Raw genomic sequence first — 21454 nt, 5'->3', positions numbered from 1 at the left:
ACCAGTGCTTGATTGAAAGCAGCGATTCTAAAAATGAAAACAACGGTATTTAAAAGTAGTCAGCAAAAATTTACATATATTGAAAAGTTAACCAAGAGGGTTCCGTCATCTTCCTACATGTCAATTAAATAGCCGCCGTCAAAGAAAAATAAATATTTTTCATTAAGTGGTCGATGGATAATGTCTTCAATTGCTTTTGTATATAAAGCAATTTGAACACGATAACGGTCTTTTAAGATTTGTTCCGCTTCTTCAATTCCCTTTGGAAAACGATCTTGGATTGTATCTGTTTTATAATCTAATAAAACGGTGCCTTCTTCATCTTCAAATAAACAGTCAATGACACCTTGTACTAAAATCGGTTCATCCACCATATCGTCATATAACTTCTCTGCTTGCAGGGCATAACTAAATGGAACTTCACGATAAACCTGTTTAGCACCTAGTAGTCTTTGCCCTATTCTTGATTCGAAAAATTCAACGATTTGCTCACTATTAATCACTTCAGCTAATTCTTTTGAAAGGATCTCTTTAGCAACTAGCTCCTGAATTTTTGCTGCCACATCGTCTTTTGTAACCGGACCATCCAGCTTCATATGCTGCATGACCGTATGCATAGCTGTTCCACGCTCCGCTGCAGAAACCGACTTACTTTGCATAAAACTTGGTCGGTTATATAAAAAACCTTGTGAGGACTGCCTTCTTAGCAACTGTTGATCACTATATTCATCCTGAACTTCCCGTTGTCTTTTTAATTCTGATACTGATTGCTTTGAACGGTTCCGAGTTGCTGCTCTGTATGGATAATCCCAAGTAAGTTGATCTTTTACTTGTTGTTTATGTTCACTTTCAATTGAAACGATTTCCCCGTGGCTAATTGCTGTTAACAGTTCCTGATTTAACTCTTGCTCAGCCTTAAATGTTTCAACTAATTCCTCGCTCTTCACCATTTCAATTGTCCATTTTGACGGATGCTGTGAAAGCTCTTCATTGAAACAATGTTGCCCTTCACTAAGTGCAACACTGTCACGGTGGCGAACTAAGGCCGGTCCAATCCAATCTAGGTAGCTTTTCGCCTTTGCCCGTTCGAAATCTGGTAACAGCCACTCTGAATGGGAAAGCTGATTACGCCAATCGGCTAACTTCTTATCAGGACTCTTTAAAGTGCCGAGTAAAAAAAGCTTTTCCTTTGCTCTCGTTAACGCAACGTACAACACCCGCATCTCTTCAGCGAGAAGTTCCATCCGCATTTTCTTTTTTAAAGCAATATAAGGCAGCGTTGGATAGCTTACACGTAATTTAGGATTGATCAATTTTGTTCCAAATCCTAATTCCTTATCAAGTAAATATTTTTTATTAAGATCCATCATATTAAATTGCTTTGAAAGCCCCGCAACAAAAACAATTGGAAACTCAAGGCCTTTACTGCTATGAATCGTCATTAGCCGTACGACATCTTCTTGCTCCCCAAGCGCACGAGCTGCACCGAGGTCATCACCACGCTCTTGCATTCGTTCAATAAACCGTAAAAATCGAAAGAGACCTCTAAACGATGTCGCTTCATATTGGCGGGCGCGGTCATAAAAGGCACGTAAATTTGCTTGACGCTGTTTTCCCCCTGGCATTCCACCTACAAAATCAAAAAACTTTGTATCACGGTAAAGCTGCCATATTAAGTCGGAAACGGCTCCTTGCCTTGCTCTATCACGCCATTCTTGTAAAAGCTCAACAAAGCTATTCAATTTTTCAAATAAATTTTGGTTCATCAATGAACCTTTTGCTAAAAATGCCTTCAAAGCGTCATAATAGGTTCCCTTTTTATCAAATGTACGAATAAGTGCTAACTCATTTGCATTCAAACCAACGACAGGTGACCTAAGCACAGAGGCTAATGGGATGTCCTGAAATGGATTATCAATTACTTTTAATACAGATAGCATAATCGCTACTTCTGTCGCTTCGAAATATCCATTAGAAAGATTTGCATATACAGGAATTCCCGCCTGTTTAAACTCTTCCATAATTTGTGGTGCCCATGGCATTGAGCGGAGGAGAATGACGACATCGCGATATGTGATAGGACGAGTTCCTCCGATGTTACGATCATAAACTTGGAATTGTTGATCGATAAGTAATTTAATCTTTTTTGCCATTAATCTAGCTTCAAGCTGAACGGTTTCTAGTTCTTGTTCATCAAATAAACCAGATTCCACACCCTGTTCTGTGTCTTCATCATTTCCGCCGCGTTCAATTAGCAGCAGCTCCGTACTCATCAACTCATTTTCAGGATATGTTGCACCAAGCTTTAACTCTGCATCATGATCATAAACAATTTCTCCGACCTTCTCGCCCATGATTTGCTTAAATAAATAATTCGTTCCATCGAGTACTTCTGCACGACTTCGGAAGTTTTTTGACAAATCAATTCGCATTCCCGTGCTGTCAGCTGTTTGGGTAAAACGCTTGTACTTGCTTAAGAATAGAAACGGTTCTGCCAAGCGGAATCGATAGATCGACTGTTTCACGTCACCAACCATAAATAAATTCCCTGAAGCTTCCTCATCTTTTGTGACAAGCTTTAAAATCGATTCTTGAACAAGATTTGTATCCTGATACTCATCGACTAAAACTTCAGCAAATTGCTGTTTATAATACAATGCTGCTTCACTCGGTTCATTTTCCGCTGGCTGGAGAATTTGTAAGCAATAATGTTCTAAATCGGCGAAGTCAACAATCCCTTTTTCTTTTTTCATTCCTTCGTAGCGGTCTGCAAATTGTTTGACAAGAGATACAAGCTTTGTCACTACTGGTTTTAAATGCTCGAAGTCTAACAAGTAATTGGTAAGAGATCGTGAAAACATGTCATCTCGCAGCTTATCAATTTGATCCTTTGCTGCTTTACGCAATGATGTTACTTGATCTGTTAAGAATTTATCATACTGATCACCTTTGACAATCTTTGCTCTTGAAGGTTTAAACGTCTTGATTTGCTCACTTAGCTGCTCCCATGAATGCTTTACTCTTAAAAGCTCTGAAACTTGTTTCAAGTCATCATCTAGGTTGGCCGCTCGCGGTGCTGGCCCACCGGGAAGTTTGGTGATTTCCATTGCTTGCAAAAGCTGTTCCTTTGCTCCTTCTAGCTGCATAGCAATATCCTCCAATAAATATTGGACAAATGGCAAAGATTCAACTTTTGTTTCTTCACTAAGATCATACTTGGCTGTGAGCTGGTCCAGCCAAACAGCTGGTTTCGGATGTGAGCGTGAAAAAAAGTAAAGCTCGCGGATTAATGTTTGCAATTCAACATCATTTCGGTCAGATGTGTAGCGATCAACAAGGTCGAAAAAGTCCTCGTTACCCTCCTGGCTATACTCTTCCTCAAACATCTCATCAAGCACTTCATCAATCAGTAATTGACCTTCTGTCTGATCCGCGATGCGAAAACTTGGATCAATGTTAATCAAATAATAATATTTTCTCACAACTTGCAAACAGAACGAATGAAGTGTTGAAATGGACGCCTTGTTTAATAATGTTAGCTGTCTGCGTAAATGGAGGGAGGATGGGTTTTCCTTTAATGCTTTTTCCAGTGCTTCCCCAATACGGCTTCGCATTTCAGCTGCAGAGGCGTTTGTAAATGTCACAACAAGCAGTGCATCAACATCAACTGGATTTTCTTTGGAAATAATTTTTCGAATAATTCGTTCTACTAATACGGCTGTTTTTCCAGATCCAGCTGCTGCTGCAACTAAAATATGCTGTCCGCTTGAGACAATTGCCTTCCACTGATCATCTGTCCATTGGCTATTTTCGGGCTTTGAAGTCATCTCACTCATTGCCTTTCCCCTCCTCTCTCATTCTTTTTAATACATCATCATTTTTTTCACTTTTTAATATGCGATATTGATTTTCCGATAAGGATTCATCAAATTGGCAGACAGATTTATATTCACAGAATGTACATGGCATTTTGTCCTTTAACTTATAAGGACTAATATCAATAATTCCGTCCGTGATATCCGTTCCGATCTTTTTAAATGTTGAACGAACGTGATTTCTTAATAGATCAAACTCATCTTTACTTGCTATTGATGAAGTGGAACGAAATCCACCTTCTTTTTTCAAACCCGCAGCAATAATGTTTGACGTACTGCCTTCGCTTAAATTGTTATCCATTAAACGGACTGCTTCCTCATCACCAAGCAATAGTCCTTTCATTTTAAACTTCTTAAAAATTTCATCATCAAGCTTCTCCTCCGATAACAGTGTATTTGCCTGTATCATTGGATCATGAACATGAAAATATAAAACACCTGCTGGAGTAGCTTCTACACCTAACCATTTACTTGAATTAGATATGATGACATCCAAGTAAGTAAGCATTTGCAGGGCCAAACCGTAGTAAACTTCTGATAACTGAACATTTTTATCACTTGATTTATAATCAACTATTCTCAGGAGTACTCCATTTGAGCCTGTTGCTTTGTCCACTCGGTCAATTCGACCTGCTACCTCCATCGTACAGCCATTTGGCAGGGTGAAGCGAATAGGCGGAAGTTCGCCGCCTTTTCCAAAACCAAGCTCTAAGCCAATGGGTGCAAAGCCGCTAGCCTTCGCATGATCACTTAAAATTTTTGAAGCGCGAGCAAGGATTTTTTGTAACTTTCTTTTTATATAATGATAACGATTCGAGCTAAGCAAAATCTCCCTTTGGAGGCGTGGTGCAAGCTTTTCAACCGCATCATTTGCAAGCCGTTCACATTGCTCCTTTGTCAGTTCCTTCCAATCTTTGTTAAGCTCTTGTAATCGGTCGGAAATAAGTTTGAGGGATGAGTGAAACATTTGACCGATATCTGGAGCTTCCAGCTTAAAGAATTGTCTTTCTCTTAGCTTTAATCCGTGTGTAGCAAAATGTGAGAATGGGCAGCTAGTAAACTGCTCCATGCGCGACACGCTTCCTTGGATATGTTCACCATACAATTCGCGGCTTATTGATGTTTCCAGTTGTTCTGGCTTGTTTTCATAAGATAAGCTGCTTAACACTCTTTTCGTTAATGTCTGATTTTCAGATGTAACAAAATGGTTATAGGCATCCCACCAAATTGGGAGAATTGGATATCCTCGCTTCCATGATTGAAGCTGTGAGGTGACATATGATAACGTCACATTTTTATTTACTATAAATAAAAGCTGTTCTTCTAAAGATAGAACTTCAGGCTCATTAAGAAGTCGACGCTTTTCAATCGTTGGAAACATCTCTTCAATACGTTTCACAATAACAGATGGAAGCAAGGATTTTCCTTCTTCATCTGCCATTGGATAGGATAAATAGAGCTTTTCAGATGGACTTGATAACCCCATATAAATAATGAAGTTTTCATCAAGGAGCTGCTGTCTTGCAGATGGAGCAAGATCGATTCCTTGATAGTGTAAAGCCTCTCGATCATCCTCAGTTAATATACCTTCCTCTTTCGGTCTTGCAGGAAGAACGCCATCATTCGCTCCTAAAATGAAAGAGCATTTAATATGGAAAAATCTCGATCTCTCAAGATCTGCTATTAAAACTTGATCAATGGCAGGCGGCACGAGAGAAAACTTCATTGATTCGAGCCCTGTTTCAAGAATCTCTGCAAATAGTTTTATGGACACTTGTTCATCTTTTAGCATTTCAACAAATTCATCTAAGAGACTAATAACAGCCTGCCAAGCTTGATCATGCTCTCTCGCTTCTAACAGGAAGCCCTTTTCTTCGGCATTCATACGTAGACTTTCCATTTTTTCTGGTATCTGTAAATCTTCTAAATAAAGATAAAGCGCCTCGGCAAGTGCTTGTCCTGTTTTGCTTCGTTTTAGTCTTTTTTGCAATGTTGTAATTGGTTTAACAACAATGTCTCGAAGCTTGTTCAGTTTTTCTTCCATTTGCTTTTCTTCATCTGTTACAACAAAGTCATCCTCAAGTGTATAAAAGCGGCGATAACGGAAACGTTCATCCTTTGTCCACCTTGACCCTTGAATCCCATAAGAAAGAACATAGTTTTCTAAAAGATCCATTTCCTCACGCATTGTTTCTTTATTCACTTCGAAAGGAAAAAGTAACTCTGTTTTTATTGCGCGAAAAACAGCTTCATATCGCCAATGACCATTAATGATTTCTAACGTAGAGCGAATGAGCTCAACTAAGGGATGGTTAAGCATAGAACGTTTTTGATCTATGAAAAAAGGAATCTCATAATCACGAAACACTTGTTCAATGACATCACGATAGTCGTTTGAATTCCGAATAAGCAGTGCAATATCACGATAACGATACTGTTCCTGTCTTATTAATTTGTGGATTTGCCGCGCAATCCCTTCCACCTCTGAGCGGCGATTTGCAGCTTGAAAAATCGTCACATTCGGATGATCCTCAAACACACTTGTTGGCCGAGTATCGAAACATTTTTCTACATGTTTTAAAGAGGGATGATGATAACGATGCTGTTCCCTCAATAACAGCGGTTCGTCTACTTCCATTCCTTCTTCGAGGGCAAGCTTGTGTAGTTTATTGTATGTTTTACCTGTCATTTGAAATAGGTGCAGCTCATGAGGCAAATGCTCTTCATATGGCTTGTCAGCTGTGAGAGAAATTTTCACATTCGCAGCATGCTTCATCAATGCTGATACAACTTCATACTCCTGTGGTGTAAAACTATGAAATCCATCAATATAAAGATCTGCAGAGCGCAAATAGTCAGAATCTTGCACTTTCTCTGAAAGCAAGCGTAAATAATCCTCTGAATCTACATATTTTTCACTAAGTTGAATTTCTAGCTGTTTATATAATAAAGCCATATCATGCAGCTTATCTGTTAATGATTTTTTATCTTGATCAGTATTGGCACTTGTTAAGTAATTCTCAAGTTCTTGCGGTGTGAGACAATATCGTTTAAATTCAGTTAACATCACTTCCAGCTGTTCAATAAACCCATTCTTATCACTAGCCTTTGTGAATACTTTAAATTCCTGTTTATATTGTTCAACTAGCTTTCTTAACATCATTTGAATTCCTGTGCTTGAAAGATGATGACGTGTCATTCCGCCGGTTTCCTGGAGAATTCTCCATGCTAAACGACTAAAACTAAAGGTTTGGGCACGAATCATCCCGCCTAAATTAGGCGTTTTTATTAATTCATACTCTGCTCCAAAAGTCATCTGATCAGGAACAAGATAGATAATTGGACGACCCATTGGTTCTTCAAATAACTTCATTCTTATTTCATTTAAGATTGTTTCTGTTTTACCGCTCCCTGAGCGGCCTAGAATAAATTGAATGCTCATGCTTATTCCCCGCTATCAATTAATATTTAAGAAAAAGGCAAGAGCCAGTTCAGCAATGTATAAACTGGAGAACTCCATATAGATGTTGCCTTAGCATACAAAGAGTGTGACGTTCACTGCCCATGAAAGCTAAGTACAAAGAACTATATCCTCATTCCTTTTAAAAAATAAATACCACAACTAAACAGTGTGGTAAAACATGACTTATTTTGTTTTTATCTATCTCTTATATTTTACTTTACTTTTTAAGTAAATTCCATTTAACGCTCCCTGCTTTGTATCCAAGAAAGCTTTCATTTGAATAAAAAATGCTAACCCATAAGACAATAACTTCTTCTTTCCGAGAAGTTAATTCTATTGTGAGTTAGCATTATTTTCGATCACCGGCAGTCCCAATTACATCATCCATTTTCACTAAACCAAAATGACGGCTATCCCTGCTTTGAAGACGATTATCTCCAATGACAAAGATATATCCTTTTGGAATTTTAATATCATTTGTAATTTCTTCAAGTGTGAAGTTTCCTGTTAGTTTAGTAACATTAGAATTGTCCTTTAAAGGTAAAAATGGTTCGTTAACTGCCTTGTTATTGACATAAAGCTGATCATCCTTGTAATGGATTTCATCACCTGGTAGACCAATCACTCTCTTTACATAAATCTCATCACTGTTCGGTGGATAGAAAACAACAATATCGAACCTCTTTAACGGAGTAAAATACACTCCCAACTTATTAATAGATAGCAGACGTCCTTCCTCATACGTCGGCTGCATTGATACACCTTCTACTTTATATTCAACAAAAATCAGGTTTTTCAATAAAATAGCTACTAAACAAACACCTACAGTTGTAAAAGCAATTCGCCGTTTTTTCATAAACCCTCCTACAACATTTAGCGACCTCTATTTTTTACAGTTGATGACATATTTAAACGTTTTTCAACTTGTTTGCCAACAATCCATAATAAAAAGATGACAAGTCCGACAATAATGGATCTAATCGGTTGTGTGAATAGAGCTTGTATATCTTGACCAATAAAACTAACCATAAAAATCATAACAAACTTACCTGATAAGACCGCTAAGATAAATTGCCAAACATTTATTCTCGACATCCCGGCAACAACATTAATCGCAGCGGAAGGTGTAAATGGAAAACATAAAATGAGAAATAACGGGCTAAACCCTCTGCGCTCAATCCAAGTTAATAACTTTTTTATTGCCTTTTTCTCTTGCAAACGTCTAAAAAATCTCCACTTCCCTAACTTTCTCATAATGATAAATACAATAATAGCACCTGAACAAGCCCCAATCCAAGATAAAAAAAATCCCAGCCAAAGTCCGAAGGAATTTACATTCGCGACAATGAATACAACAAGTGGCAAAAATGGGAGAAATGATTCTATCAATGGTAATAAGATGGCAAAAAAAGGACCTAGCGAACGGTACGATTCAAATAACTGCATTAAATGCTCTAAAGTAAAAAATTCCTGTAGTGTCTCCGGGTTCATATTATGCTCCTCAATCTAATCCTTTGGTATCTATTTTACATATTTAACACATAATTTGAAACCCTATCCAGTATCCAATATTAAAGGGATGGAGACTTGCGAAATTTTTTTAGATCATGTATGATGAAATAGAACAAACGTTCTGTTTTAAGGGGGTATTTCTTTGACTAGGATACCGAAAGATATTCGTGAAATGATTGAACAATCCATCTATTTACCAATGGCCGTTACAATCTTTAATCGCGATCTATCTATCATTCAAAAAAGTCCATTTAAATTACATCGTCCATACTTAGCAATTGTTGAGGAATCATTAAGATTAGTACAAAATGATCTAGCTGCAGTTAGAAAAGAGCTGCATAAACGAAACATAAAAGTTCATGAGGTAGAGCGTGATGAAGCATTCACCTTATATTCTTTCCTCTATAACGGCTATGAAGAAAAACATAATTATTTTAATCCAAGAATACGTAACAAAGTATCTGAACTAATGGAAGATTATTTATTCAAGCCACAAAAATAGAATCATGTACATGTCATAAAATGGTCATCATAACAGACTAAAGACACCTTCTCTAGTATGAAGGTGTCTCCGCTGAAACCTTCATGGAAAAACATTATAATTTGCGAGTAATTTCCCTAATGATATGATCATAGAGTGTATTAACCTCTTTCTCACCATTCGGAAAGAGAAGCATGTTTAATTTTCGTTGCTCTTGTTCAATTCGTGAAGAAATAATCGTTGAAAGATACGAAGTTCGAAAAAGCTGTTTTTCAAAAGAACCTTGTGAAATAGGAATCGTGATTTGTTTACCATTTTTAAATGTGATCATTGTGTTATCATGTTCTGCTCTTGAATATTCTTTAACATAGTCATGTGAAACCCAAATACAATTAGGTCTTGTCGAGGATGTAGTGGGGAAAAAATAAATTGAATTTGCTGGGTCAATCACAATTGGTGATTTATGGGTGACACGTATAAGGTCTTTAGTCCCTTCTTTTCTCCCTACATAGCTGCTTCCAAAATATCGGCAACTATCATCAATGATCTCTATTGGACGCTTTTGTACAATCAGATCATCTTCATATTCAAGGATTTGAGAATACATATTACTAGAATCGGGTAAGATAGCCATTGTAAAACGATTGATAATGTAGTTGTCGACATAATTCTTAATTGAGTTCAATTTCTTCACTCCTCATACGATATTAGTAGGTAATATATACCATTCACAATCTAGCATGTACTTCCTAGAATTTCTATAATATTTACAAAAAATCAATAAAAAAATGACTTCTTTACATGTTTGTAAAGAAGTCATTTTTCAAAAATCTGTTCCGTAACATCCATAGATTCATTTTTTTCATCTAAGATCTCTATGCCAACAAGTGGATTTAAAGCAGTCGGAGAGATCTCAACTTCCCTATCTTTCGTCATCATTTCACACCCTTTCTAACAGTATCCCCAAATCATTGGTTCGCATACATTTTATCATGCACAAGAAATGCAGGATAACCATCTGACAGTTCTACATGTTAACTTGGAAAGCATGTTTGTGCTGAGCCGTTTCGAGTCCTATTCTATATATCACATTCATACCTTACATACAAAAAAAATTATTCCTATTAAATTTTTAAAAATTCTTACTATTTAGTTGATTTCTTCTCATTAATTCCATACAATATAAAAAAGGCATCAGGGGTGATCTTTAATGAAAAATAAAAAATCTTCTTACACTGAGATCATGAAGTCCCGAAACACAATGAAAAACGTTCCATCTGAGCATCCTGTATTAGACATGTATATTCAAATGATTATTGATGAGGCGCTGTTTATCAGGAACAAAGCATTGCTTGAAGAACGCATTGATGATGCACTTGACACAAAGAACAGATCATTATTTATGAGTTTATCAAAAGAATACAAGGTTTTACGTAAATTAGGATAAAGGCCGCCCCTATGGCGGTCTTTATTTTTGTTTCATCATTATTAAATTCTTCTGAATGTCTCAAAAACGCGAGGTTAATTACTACCTAGTGTAGGTTTTCTTTATCCCCCACAGATTCGCAGCGAGACTTATCACGCTAAAAACCCCCTTTGGCTTTCGCCAGACTTAGACGTCCTATCCTTCAGCCTGATCTTTACAGGCAAGTTATCTCCCATCTATTTCCCTGTGAATCTCTTCCATCGTGAAATTGAAGTTGTTTTTACTACCTGAAGATAAAAGGAAAGTTTAAGATTCTCTCCTGCGGGTACATAGTTGAATAAGTTCGATCATACAAATTAGGAGGAGATAATAAATGGACAACCAAATTACTAAAAACGTTGTGGGAGTATATGATACAGAACAAGAAGCGATTTTAGCTATAGAGGATCTGCAAAAACAAGGTTACAATTCAGAGGACATCTCCGTCATTAGTAAAAATCGAGATGATGTCGATGCGATTACAGATGAGACAGGTACAAAGGCTGGTGAGGGTGCAGCAACTGGTGCAGTAGCAGGCGGTACACTTGGAGGCATAGGCGGATTATTGGCTGGAGTTTCGGCTCTTGCTATTCCTGGTGTCGGACCGATTGTAGCAATGGGACCAATTGGTGCAGCCTTAACAGGAATTGTCGCTGGAGCTGGAATTGGCGGGTTATCCGGAGCTCTAATCGGCATGGGAATTCCAGAGGATGAAGCAAAAATGTACGATGAATCTGTAAGAGATGGTAAGATCCTAGTACTTGTTGAAAATAGAGGTGACTTTGTAAAGGATAGAGGACAAAATATTTCACGAGAAATAGATTCAACTCCAATTAACGGAAGCAACATTCGTCCAAAGGATGCCGATATGTATGAGGATCGTGATGTTTCCCTAAATAATCCTGATAATCGAGTGAATACAGGGACAAGCATAGATAGGAAATGGTAAGTGATCATACTAAAAAAAGATGATATGAAAGGAGTCCTTCTTTTTGAAGGACTCCTTTCGCGCCTACTTGTTAATCAAGCCTCCGTAAACTGCTCCGCCTCAGTAGATCCCTTCAAAGCAGTCGTCGACGAAGTCCCACCAGAAATAGTCTGTGCCACTTCATCAAAATATCCTGTACCAACCTCACGTTGATGCCTAGTTGCCGTGTACCCAAAAACTTCACTTGCAAATTCCTCTTGTTGAAGCTCAGAATAAGCTGCCATCCCTCGGTCACGATAGCCTCGTGCAAGTTCAAACATGCTATGGTTTAGCGCATGAAACCCTGCAAGTGTGACAAATTGGAATTTGTAGCCCATTTTTGCAATTTCTTTTTGGAAGGCAGCAATCGTATGATCATCAAGCTTTTTCTTCCAGTTGAAAGAAGGCGAACAGTTGTATGCTAATAATTTTCCTGGGAATTTTTCATGGATTGCATCAGCAAATTTTTGTGCTTGCTCAAGGTTTGGTTCAGATGTTTCACACCAAATAAGATCAGCATATGGAGCATATGAAAGTCCCCTTGAAATTGCTTGATCAATACCAGCTTTAGTACGGTAAAACCCTTCTATTGTACGCTCACCTGTTATAAATTCATGATCAGCAGGATCAACATCACTTGTGATTAAATCTGCTGCATCCGCATCTGTACGAGCAATAATAATGGTAGGTGTTCCCATCACATCAGCTGCTAATCGAGCTGAGATGAGATTTTTCACAGCTGTTTGTGTAGGCAATAATACCTTTCCGCCTAAATGTCCGCATTTTTTCTCAGATGATAATTGATCCTCAAAATGAACACCTGCAGCACCTGATTCAATCATTGACTTCATTAGTTCAAATACATTTAGCTGACCACCGAAACCTGCTTCTGCGTCTGCAACAATTGGTGCAAACCAATCGATATCTCCCTCACCTTCAAGATGTTGAATCTGGTCAGCACGTTGAAGTGCTTGGTTAATACGTTTTACTACATGTGGAACACTGTTAGCCGGGTATAAGCTTTGATCAGGATACATATTTCCAGAAAGGTTTGCATCTGCTGCAACCTGCCAGCCACTTAAGTAAATTGCTTTTAAGCCAGCTTTTATTTGTTGAACCGCCTGGTTTCCAGTTAAAGCACCTAATGCATGAATGTAATCCTCAGTATGAAGATAGTTCCATAATTTCTCAGCACCACGTCTAGCAAGTGTGTGTTCAATATCAATCGAACCTCTTAAGCGAATAACCTCTTCTGCGGTATATGGACGAATAATGCCTTCCCAGCGTTTATCAAGTTCCCAGCTATTTTGTAAAGCTTCCATTCTTTGACCGTTCATTTCCATTCCCCCATTATGAAAAATTTCATTGTTTATTCAAAATATATATCTATTTCAATATGAAAACTCGGTTAAAAGACGATAACATCCCTTTTTCAAGAAAAACAGTTACAGTTTTTCATAGCTTGGTAAAGTTAAAAAATCAACAAACTGCTCATTTTTTATAAGATCATCAAATACTTGAATAGCTTCAAAATATTTACCGCTACTAAACTTATCAATCCCTACTTCCTGCCTAATCTTACACACTTCTTCCTTTTTTAACTGCTCGTATAGGGTAAAGGTCAGCTTCCGTCCATCTTCTAAAATACCTTTTGGATGCCGGATCCATTGCCAGATTTGCGCTCTTGAAATTTCAGCTGTTGCAGCATCTTCCATTAGATTATGAATTGGTGCAGCCCCCCTGCCGCTTAGCCATGATGCAATGTACCGAATGCCAACATCGATATTTGTTCTAACCCCTTCTTCTGTTATCGTTCCATCTGGTACTTCTAATAAATCTTCTGCTGTCACCTTCACATCCTCCCGTTTACGATAAACTTGATTTGCTGTTTTCATATGTTCATCAAATACATCCATGGCAACTTTAACAAGTGCTGGATGTGCCACCCATGTACCGTCATGTCCATCTGTTGCTTCTCTTTCTTTATCAGCACGTACTTTAGCAAATGCACGTTCATTCGCTTCAGGATTGTTTTTTACAGGGATTTGTGCAGCCATTCCTCCCATTGCATGTGCGTTCCGCTTGTGACACGTTTTGATCGCCAGAAGGGAATAGGCTCTCATAAAGCCAACAGTCATGGTCACTTGTGCACGATCTGGCAGAATAGCAGATTCACAGTTACGTAGTTTCTTTAAATAGCTAAAAATATAATCCCAGCGGCCACAGTTTAACCCTGCTGAATGCTCTTTTAATTCATATAAAATTTCGTCCATTTCAAAAGCTGCCATGATGGTTTCAATTAAAACAGTTGCTTTAATCGTTCCTCTTGGAATGAATAATTCATCCTGTGCAAAACAGAACACATCATTCCACAGCCTTGCTTCAAGATGACTTTCCAATTTCGGTAAGTAAAAGTATGGACCGCTTCCTCTTTTTATTAATTCCTTCGCATTATGGAAAAAGTATAATCCAAAGTCTACTAAACTAGCAGAAACCCTTATTCCATCAAGCTCAATATTCTTTTCTTCAAGATGCCAACCTCTTGGTCTCACCTTTAAAGTAGCAACTTCATCCCCTAACTGATATGTTTTACCGTTTTCATTTTCAAGCGAAATGGTTCTGTGCACAGCATCACGTAAATTAATCTGACCTTTTATCATGTTTTGCCAACTAGGTGAAGTTGCATCCTCAAAATCAGCCATAAAAACTTTTGCACCAGAGTTTAATGCATTGATAACCATTTTGCGATCAACTGGTCCAGTGATTTCAACACGTCGGTCTTGTAAATCATTCGGTATGGACGCCACTGTCCAAGCCCCATTACGTATGTGTTTTGTTTCAGGTAAAAAACCCGGAAGCTTGCCGTTGTCGATCTCCCTTTGTCTTTTATCTCTTAGTTGTAATAATTCACGTCTTCTTGTACCAAAGTTTCTTTCAAGTTTTTCAATAAATTGCAACGCCTCAGATGTTAGTACATGTTGAAATTCTTCCTTCATTTCTCCAACAATTTTACAACCTGTCATTTTTGTTGCCATCTTTGAAAGAACACCTCACCTTTTATTGTTATAATACAGATATTTGTTTCTGAAATTAATATATAACAGATGATCAAAAAATGGAACTATTTTCTTTAAAAAATTCAAAAAAAATTTTTGACAAGCTTTTTAACGATTGTAAAAAGACTTAAAAGAAAAAAAGGAACCTAGTTTTATTCACTAGATCCCTTCTTGTTATACTACAGTTGTTATTCATGATTTGAATTTTTATCGCCATGCTCCTCTAAATAGAGAATCCGTTCAAACATTGTCGGATGCGTATATCGGAAAATTTTTACTAATGCAGGCGGATTTACTTGACTAAGTCCAGCCTTTGACAGTTCTTGAAATGAACGTACCGCTGCTTCATGGTCATTTGTCATTTCAATTGCATATATATCAGCAGACTTTTCTTGGTATCTCGAAACCGTATTTGATAAAGGACTTGAAACAAATGTTAGCATTCCTAATAAGATTAAAAATAATGGAAAGGCCGTTAACTCTTTAATTGAATGAATTTTTAAAAGTGTTCCGTAACGTCTAATCACCATTTTCATTAAAAGATGAATAAAGAATAATCCAAACAAGCTTAAAAGCAAATAGCCGGCAATTCCAACATAAATATGGTTCATCACATAATGCCCCATTTCATGAGCCATGATAAACAAGATTTCGTCTTCATTTAGTCTATTTAAAGTCGTATCCCAAAGGACAATTCTTGAATTGGAACCTATTCCTGTTACGTATGCATTCAATGCATTTGTTTTTTCAGACATATTCACTTCATAAACATGTTCTGCAGGTATATCTGCCTTATCAGCAATAGCTAAAATTTTCTCTTCAAGTTCTTTGTTTTGTAATGGATAAAAGTCATTGTATAGAGGATCAATTACCACTGGTTGAACAAACATTAGAAACAACGAAAATGGTATCGAAAGCAGCCATGCATACAGCCACCATCTTTTTTCAAATCGTCTTATCAGCCAATATACGACAATTACGATAACGGTCATTAATGCATAATTCACCCAAAAATCAATCACTTGGTCCTTCATCCATGATGAAAAGGATTGGGTTGTGATGTTATATTCCTTCGACTTTTGATAGCCTATCCATTCAACAGGAAAAGACAACACGGTTACATATAAAGACAACCAAAAAAAGTAAACAGCAGATTGCAAGCTGAAAAATTTTGAAGTTGCATTCGACCATTCCTGCATTTTCCTAGACATACCCGTAATGAGAAAAACAAATAATAAAAACCATTCAAAAGGTACCGTTACAAAGTAAAGAAAGTTTTTTATCGTGGAATAATCCTGTGATAAAATCAGCTCGCGTCCAGACATAAATGTTGCCGGATCTGCAGAAGTTCCCTCAAAAGACGCCGGTATACCTGTTTTAGAAAAGACAAATAAATACCAATAAACAAATAATCCGTATATAAAATACAGTAAAATTGATCCTGTCAACCATTTCCTCAACTAGCCATCCCCCCTTGAACAAGCTCTTATATCTAGTGTAGTTTGGTGCTTATTTAATTAGAACAGCAAAGGAAGGGTTTTTTGATCATTCATGTACCTTCATCAGATGCCTATTCTACGAAAAAAACATACTATACAAAACAAGCGTGCCAATTGAACCCATTACAACCACAATAACATTTGCACCAGTAAACGCAATGGAAAAAGCAGCAATTGCACCGACAATAGTAAACATAAGATTATCACTGAAGAGGAAAATTCCTGGTACAATTAACGCACCCAATGTTGCATACGGAACATTCTTAAGAACATTTTGGACAAATCCCAGTAAATTTAATTGACTTAATGCAACAAGCGGAATCATCCGTGGTATATATGTAACAAGCCCCATCCCAATGATCATTAACAATATCGTCTTATCCATGCTGGTTCTCCTCATTTGCATATTTTATATAAAACATTTCCACAATGACCGCTGATACCAATGTTGATAATACGATTGACCAGCCCGTTGAGATGATTTGTGAGGCATAAAAGAGCGAATTAATAATAGCACCTGCTACTGCTAAATATAAAACCTTGCGGTGTTTTTTCATTGAAGGTATTAATAATCCGACAAACATCGCGTATAAGGCGATACCCATACTTTCTTGAACGGTTGCAGGAAGGCTTGATCCGATTACAAAGCCGATACCTGAATTCACAACCCAGCTTGCATACGATATGAACATCAGCCCCATCATATATCCTGTCGAAACTGTTCCTTCTTTTGTTGATGCAACTGTAAATGTCTCATCAGTTAAGCCAAATGAATAGAGCATTTTTTTCCATATTGAATCATCTTCAACTTTTTCGCTAATTGATGCTGACAGTAAAAAATGACGGATATTCACTATAAATGTCGTAAAAATAATTTCAATAATTCCTGTACCTACTGCTAGTAAACTTAAAGAAATATATTGAGCAGCACCCGCAAATACAATTAAACTCATCAGTACTGTTTCTGCTAATCCTAAACCGGAAGATTTTGAAAGCAGCCCAAAAGTTAGAGCAACTGGTATATAACCGATTGCAATACTGATCCCAGCTTGTAAACCTTGAAGAAAACTAGATTGCTTTTTTATAAACGTTGTTGTCGCCAATTTTCTGCCCCTCCTTTTCACGATTTTGTCTACTATGAATAGTAGATCAGTAAATAACAGCTTGTGGTTTTGTCTGTATGATTCGCATAAGTATGTATGTGATCGGCTTGAAAGCGCATGGAATCCCCTTTTTTCAATATATATTCTTCTCCATGTATTGTAATCGTTGCCTCACCGTCACACACAAGAACATACTCTTCAACACTTCCATGATGACGTTCAGACTTGTGAACACATCCTTGTAATAATTCTATGTAATAAATCTCAAACTTTTTGGAAGCATCAAACGGAAAATACGGATATACTTGATACAGTTCATTACTTTCCGGAACTGCAGCCTTCTTATTAAGACGAACAACAGAAACTGTCGGTTTTTTTTCCTCCACTAACGAAGAAAAAGAAACTTGCAGACCATTCGCTATCTTCCATAATGTATTAACTGTTGGACTTGATTCCCCTTTTTCAATTTGTGAAAGCATCCCCTTGCTGACTCCTGTTAGACCAGCAAGTTGATCATAACTATATCCTCTAAGTTTTCGAATATTCTTTAGATTTTCAGCTATTTGTGTTTGAATTGATTTCATTCTTTCTCCCATTGTTCCGACGTTGTATAATATAGTATACATTTGTATAAAATAACAAACAACCATCAATTTACTATACATTATATATAATGGCTTTCTTTCACCATTACATTTACGGTAAATTTGTTATAGATATAAACTTTCGAGGTGAACAATGTGTTAACAACTTATTTTCAGAAGATCGAGGAAAAATTAAAGCAGGTTATCCAAACTGAAGCAGATTCAATGAATAGAGCAGCAACGAAGATATCAGAGTGCATCCAAAACGGCGGTATTATTCAATTGTTTGGTTGTGGCCATTCACATATGCTTTCAGAAGAGGTTTTTTATCGTGCAGGTGGACTAGCAGCAATTAAGCCGATTTTAATCGAGCCACTAATGCTTCATCAAGGGGCGGTAAAATCTTCGCAATTAGAAAGACAAAATGACTATGCATTAACATTTATGGAACAACAAGATATTAAGCCAAATGATGTCGTAATCGTTATCTCAACCTCAGGTGTTAATCCAGTGCCAATTGATGTTGCCTTACTAGCAAAGGAAAAAGGGGCATTCGTCATCGGAATTTGTTCATTTGACTATGAAGATCAGCCTTCAAGACACAAAAGTGAAAAGCGACTTGCACATGTTGTCGATCTTGCAATCAATAACTTTGCTGTAAAAGGTGATGCCATTCTTACTTATCAACATGTTGATGTACCTTTTACACCGACTTCCACGATCACTGGTGCTGCCATTTTAAATGGTATCATGGCTGAAGCAATTAAAAAAATAGTTGATAACGGCGTTAAGCCGCCAATTTTTTTAAGCGGAAATATTGAAGGAGCAGATGAACATAATCATGCATTAATTGAGAAATATTGTGCACGTATTGAGTTGCTAAAAAAAGAAGTTTAATTCTTTTCAAAAACGGACCAAGCGTGTAAGCCTTCGTTCGTTTTTCTAATCAATGAAATAATTTCTGGTAAAACAAAAAAGCTCTACCTGTATCAGAGGCAGAGCTTTTCTTACTTTCTTTCAATATCAATTTTAAACTTATATTTATCCGCTCGATAGGAAGACCTTACAAGTTCCAGCGGTGTGCCATTTTCTAAAAATGTTTCACGCTGGATGAGGAGAACAGGGACACCTTTTTTCACTTGTAATTGCTTACTATCTTCATCACTAATCAATGCGGCTTCAACGGTTTGAGTTGCATGACCTATTTTTAATTGAAGTTCGTCCTCAATATAGGAATACAACGATTTCTCTAAAATATCCGGCGTTAGTCCAGGGATAAGTTTTACTGGTAAATAACTTGTTTCGAGGGCAATCGGTTCTTCATTAGCTAAGCGAAGTCTTTTAATTTTATAAATGAGTTCGCCTTCTCCCAGAGATAGCCTTTCTTGAATATCCTTTTCTACCGGAAAAATCTCAAAATGTAATAATTTCGTTCCCGGTACTAATTGGCGAGCTTTCATATCTTCTGTAAAACTTGTAAGGCCTTGTAAATTTTGCTCAAACTTTTGGTTTGATACAAATGTTCCTCGACCTTTTTCCCTAAATAGAAAACCTTGATTAACTAGGTTCGTAATTGCCTGCCTCACAGTCATTCTGCTTATTTGAAAATTTTCTGAGAGTTCCCGCTCCGATGGTAATGCATCTCCTGGCTGGAGTTCTTCAGATTGTATCGTTTGCTTTATATGTTCTTCCACTTGATAATACAACGGCAGTGGAGATTTTTTGTCAATCACATCAAGAGCTCCTTTCAAATTCATTGCTAAAGCCATTATATAAATAGCCCTACTTTTTGACAAATGCATAAAGCAATTTGTAATTAATAGATTTTAGTGTTTATCTACAATAAAATGAAAACTACCTGAGAAAGTCATCAGGTAGTTTTCAGCTTGTCATTTCAACTTTTCCGAATTTTTTCGATTTCATCTGCAACAAATTGTACTTGTGTACCAACAATCACTTGAATGCTTTGTGGACCAACAATATTTATTCCTGGAATACCAGTAGATTTGATTTTTTGTTGATTGACTACATCCATATCTTTTACTTCAATTCTTAAGCGTGTTACACAGTTATCAACAGATGTAACATTCGCGTCTCCACCTAAGCCATCATAGATTTTCTCAGCCATTGCCGCAAATTTATTATCAGCTTTTTCAGTGCCCGCTGTTTCATCTGTCACATTATCTTCTTCTGTATCTTCTTCTGTATCTTCTTCCCTTCCTGGTGTTGCTAAGTTAAATTTCGTAATTAAGAAGCGGAATAATACATAATAGATAACCGCAAAGACAAGGCCTTGTAATAATAGCATGAATGGCTGATTAGCAAGTGGCAGTCTTGAGCTTAACACAAAGTCAACTAAACCGGCACTAAAACTAAATCCTGCAGTCCAATGGAAAAATGCCGCAATTGCTAATGAAATTCCTGTTAATGCTGCGTGAACAACATAAAGTGCTGGTGCAAGGAACATGAATGAGAATTCAAGTGGTTCCGTAACACCTGTAAAGAATGATGCAAAACCTGCCGCTAATAAGAGCGAAGCAGCTTGTTTTTTTCGTTTCGTTTTAGCTGTATGGTACATAGCTAATGCTGCTGCTGGCAATCCAAACATCATGACAGGGAAGAATCCAGCTTGATACATACCTGTGATTCCTTTTGTACCGGTACCAGCCCAGAAGTTCCCTATATCATTAATACCAGCTACATCAAACCAAAATACTGAATTTAGCGCATGATGCAAGCCTGTTGGAATTAATAGTCGATTAAAGAAGCCATACAATCCAGCCCCGATGAATTCCAATTTACTAATCCACGTACCAAATGTTACTAAACCTGTAAAGATCACTGGCCATGCGAAGAATAAGATTGCTGATACGATTAACATTGAGATTGCCGTCATGATTGGAACAAGACGTTTTCCACTAAAGAAAGAAAACGCTGCTGGCAATTGTACATGACTAAATCGGTTATACATAATTGAAGCAACAATCCCTGAAAGAATCCCTATAAATTGATTTCCTATTTTTGCAAAGGCAGGGTTCACATTTTCTATGTCAATACCTTGAAGCATCGCAACAGAATTTGTAGATAGCAACGTTGTGACAACTAGAAAAGCAACCAAACCGCTTAATGCTGCTGAGCCATCTTTATCTTTAGACATCCCTAATGCTACACCTACTGCAAATAGGATGGCCATATTGTCAATAACAGAAGAACCAGCTTTGATTAAAAAAGCTGCAAGCGGGCTGCCTGCCCCCCATCCTGCTGGGTCAATCCAATAACCAATCCCCATCAATATAGCTGCGGCTGGTAATACGGCTACAGGTAACATTAATGAACGGCCAATTTTTTGTAAATATTTCATCATACTAATTTCCCCCCATCTTTTTTCTGAAGATTTTTTAATTAGGCTGTTTTCGTAACCTTTGTTGCTTTTAACAAAGGGCAAAGAA

At 37.2% G+C, this 21454-nt stretch carries 17 protein-coding genes; 4 read left to right on the top strand and 13 right to left on the bottom strand.

Features of this window, described 5'->3' with window-relative positions; translation table 11 throughout:
- Positions 1–113 precede the first annotated feature (113 nt).
- The 4 genes from addA to GMB29_RS04550 all read right to left on the bottom strand — a co-directional run bounded on the left by addA (position 114) and on the right by GMB29_RS04550 (position 8829).
- Complete coding sequence (gene addA / locus GMB29_RS04565; RefSeq protein ID WP_136353834.1) at positions 114–3836, bottom strand: helicase-exonuclease AddAB subunit AddA; 3723 nt, start codon at positions 3834–3836, stop codon at positions 114–116.
- Positions 3829–7317 (bottom strand): helicase-exonuclease AddAB subunit AddB, encoded by a 3489-nt coding sequence (gene addB / locus GMB29_RS04560; RefSeq protein ID WP_136353832.1) that lies wholly within the window; start codon positions 7315–7317, stop codon positions 3829–3831. Before addB ends, addA begins: the two co-directional genes overlap by 8 nt.
- 370 nt (positions 7318–7687) lie before the next feature.
- Positions 7688–8194: a signal peptidase I gene (gene lepB / locus GMB29_RS04555; protein ID WP_136353831.1), complete on the bottom strand. Its 507-nt coding sequence runs from the start codon at positions 8192–8194 to the stop codon at positions 7688–7690.
- 17 nt (positions 8195–8211) lie between these two features.
- Positions 8212–8829, bottom strand: a complete 618-nt coding sequence (locus GMB29_RS04550) for a TVP38/TMEM64 family protein (protein ID WP_136353829.1) — start codon at positions 8827–8829, stop codon at positions 8212–8214.
- A gap of 163 nt (positions 8830–8992) precedes the next feature.
- Here GMB29_RS04550 and GMB29_RS04545 point away from each other — a divergent pair, with 163 nt between their 5' ends.
- The gene (locus GMB29_RS04545) at positions 8993–9352 is read left to right on the top strand and encodes a YhjD family protein (RefSeq protein WP_136353827.1); all 360 of its coding nucleotides are present in this window, start codon (positions 8993–8995) and stop codon (positions 9350–9352) included.
- A 94-nt stretch (positions 9353–9446) separates the two neighbouring features.
- Here the strand turns inward: GMB29_RS04545 and GMB29_RS04540 are convergent, their stop codons facing one another.
- Positions 9447–10016, bottom strand: a complete 570-nt coding sequence (locus GMB29_RS04540) for a competence protein ComK (protein ID WP_136353825.1) — start codon at positions 10014–10016, stop codon at positions 9447–9449.
- Between the two features lie 525 nt (positions 10017–10541).
- Between GMB29_RS04540 and GMB29_RS04535 the strand changes: the two genes are divergently transcribed.
- Positions 10542–10778, top strand: a complete 237-nt coding sequence (locus GMB29_RS04535; RefSeq protein ID WP_136353823.1) for an IDEAL domain-containing protein — start codon at positions 10542–10544, stop codon at positions 10776–10778.
- A 352-nt stretch (positions 10779–11130) separates the two neighbouring features.
- Positions 11131–11745, top strand: coding sequence for a YflT domain-containing protein (locus GMB29_RS04530; protein ID WP_136353821.1), 615 nt, complete (start codon positions 11131–11133; stop codon positions 11743–11745).
- 74 nt (positions 11746–11819) lie between these two features.
- Here GMB29_RS04530 and aceA read toward each other — a convergent pair whose 3' ends face one another.
- The 6 genes from aceA to GMB29_RS04500 all read right to left on the bottom strand — a co-directional run bounded on the left by aceA (position 11820) and on the right by GMB29_RS04500 (position 18005).
- Entirely contained in the window at positions 11820–13100 is a 1281-nt protein-coding gene (gene aceA / locus GMB29_RS04525) for an isocitrate lyase (protein ID WP_136353819.1), read from the bottom strand.
- 108 nt (positions 13101–13208) lie between these two features.
- Positions 13209–14798 carry a malate synthase A gene (gene aceB, locus GMB29_RS04520; RefSeq protein ID WP_136353817.1) on the bottom strand — a complete coding sequence of 530 codons (1590 nt, stop codon included), beginning with the start codon at positions 14796–14798 and terminating at the stop codon, positions 13209–13211.
- Positions 14799–15007: 209 nt separating this feature from the next.
- Positions 15008–16279 (bottom strand): M48 family metallopeptidase, encoded by a 1272-nt coding sequence (locus tag GMB29_RS04515; protein ID WP_136353815.1) that lies wholly within the window; start codon positions 16277–16279, stop codon positions 15008–15010.
- A 115-nt stretch (positions 16280–16394) separates the two neighbouring features.
- A complete protein-coding gene (locus tag GMB29_RS04510; protein ID WP_136353813.1) occupies positions 16395–16703 on the bottom strand; it encodes an AzlD domain-containing protein in 309 nt (102 codons plus the stop codon).
- Positions 16696–17421 carry an AzlC family ABC transporter permease gene (locus GMB29_RS04505; RefSeq protein ID WP_136353811.1) on the bottom strand — a complete coding sequence of 242 codons (726 nt, stop codon included), beginning with the start codon at positions 17419–17421 and terminating at the stop codon, positions 16696–16698. Before GMB29_RS04505 ends, GMB29_RS04510 begins: the two co-directional genes overlap by 8 nt.
- 32 nt (positions 17422–17453) lie before the next feature.
- Complete coding sequence (locus GMB29_RS04500; protein WP_136353809.1) at positions 17454–18005, bottom strand: helix-turn-helix domain-containing protein; 552 nt, start codon at positions 18003–18005, stop codon at positions 17454–17456.
- 156 nt (positions 18006–18161) lie between these two features.
- On the opposite strand from GMB29_RS04500, the gene GMB29_RS04495 reads away from it, so the two are divergent.
- Positions 18162–18902 carry an SIS domain-containing protein gene (locus GMB29_RS04495; protein WP_136353807.1) on the top strand — a complete coding sequence of 247 codons (741 nt, stop codon included), beginning with the start codon at positions 18162–18164 and terminating at the stop codon, positions 18900–18902.
- Positions 18903–19012: 110 nt separating this feature from the next.
- Here GMB29_RS04495 and GMB29_RS04490 read toward each other — a convergent pair whose 3' ends face one another.
- Together GMB29_RS04490 and nagE are read right to left on the bottom strand one after the other, a co-directional pair.
- Positions 19013–19738, bottom strand: coding sequence for a GntR family transcriptional regulator (locus GMB29_RS04490; RefSeq protein ID WP_136353923.1), 726 nt, complete (start codon positions 19736–19738; stop codon positions 19013–19015).
- 161 nt (positions 19739–19899) lie between these two features.
- The gene (gene nagE / locus GMB29_RS04485; protein WP_136353805.1) at positions 19900–21369 is read right to left on the bottom strand and encodes an N-acetylglucosamine-specific PTS transporter subunit IIBC; all 1470 of its coding nucleotides are present in this window, start codon (positions 21367–21369) and stop codon (positions 19900–19902) included.
- Positions 21370–21454 lie beyond the last annotated feature (85 nt).

Origin of the sequence: Metabacillus sediminilitoris (assembly GCF_009720625.1) — a bacterium.
GTDB classification, from domain to species: Bacteria; Bacillota; Bacilli; order Bacillales; family Bacillaceae; genus Metabacillus; species Metabacillus sediminilitoris.
This window is presented reverse-complemented; position numbering and strand designations above follow the sequence as displayed.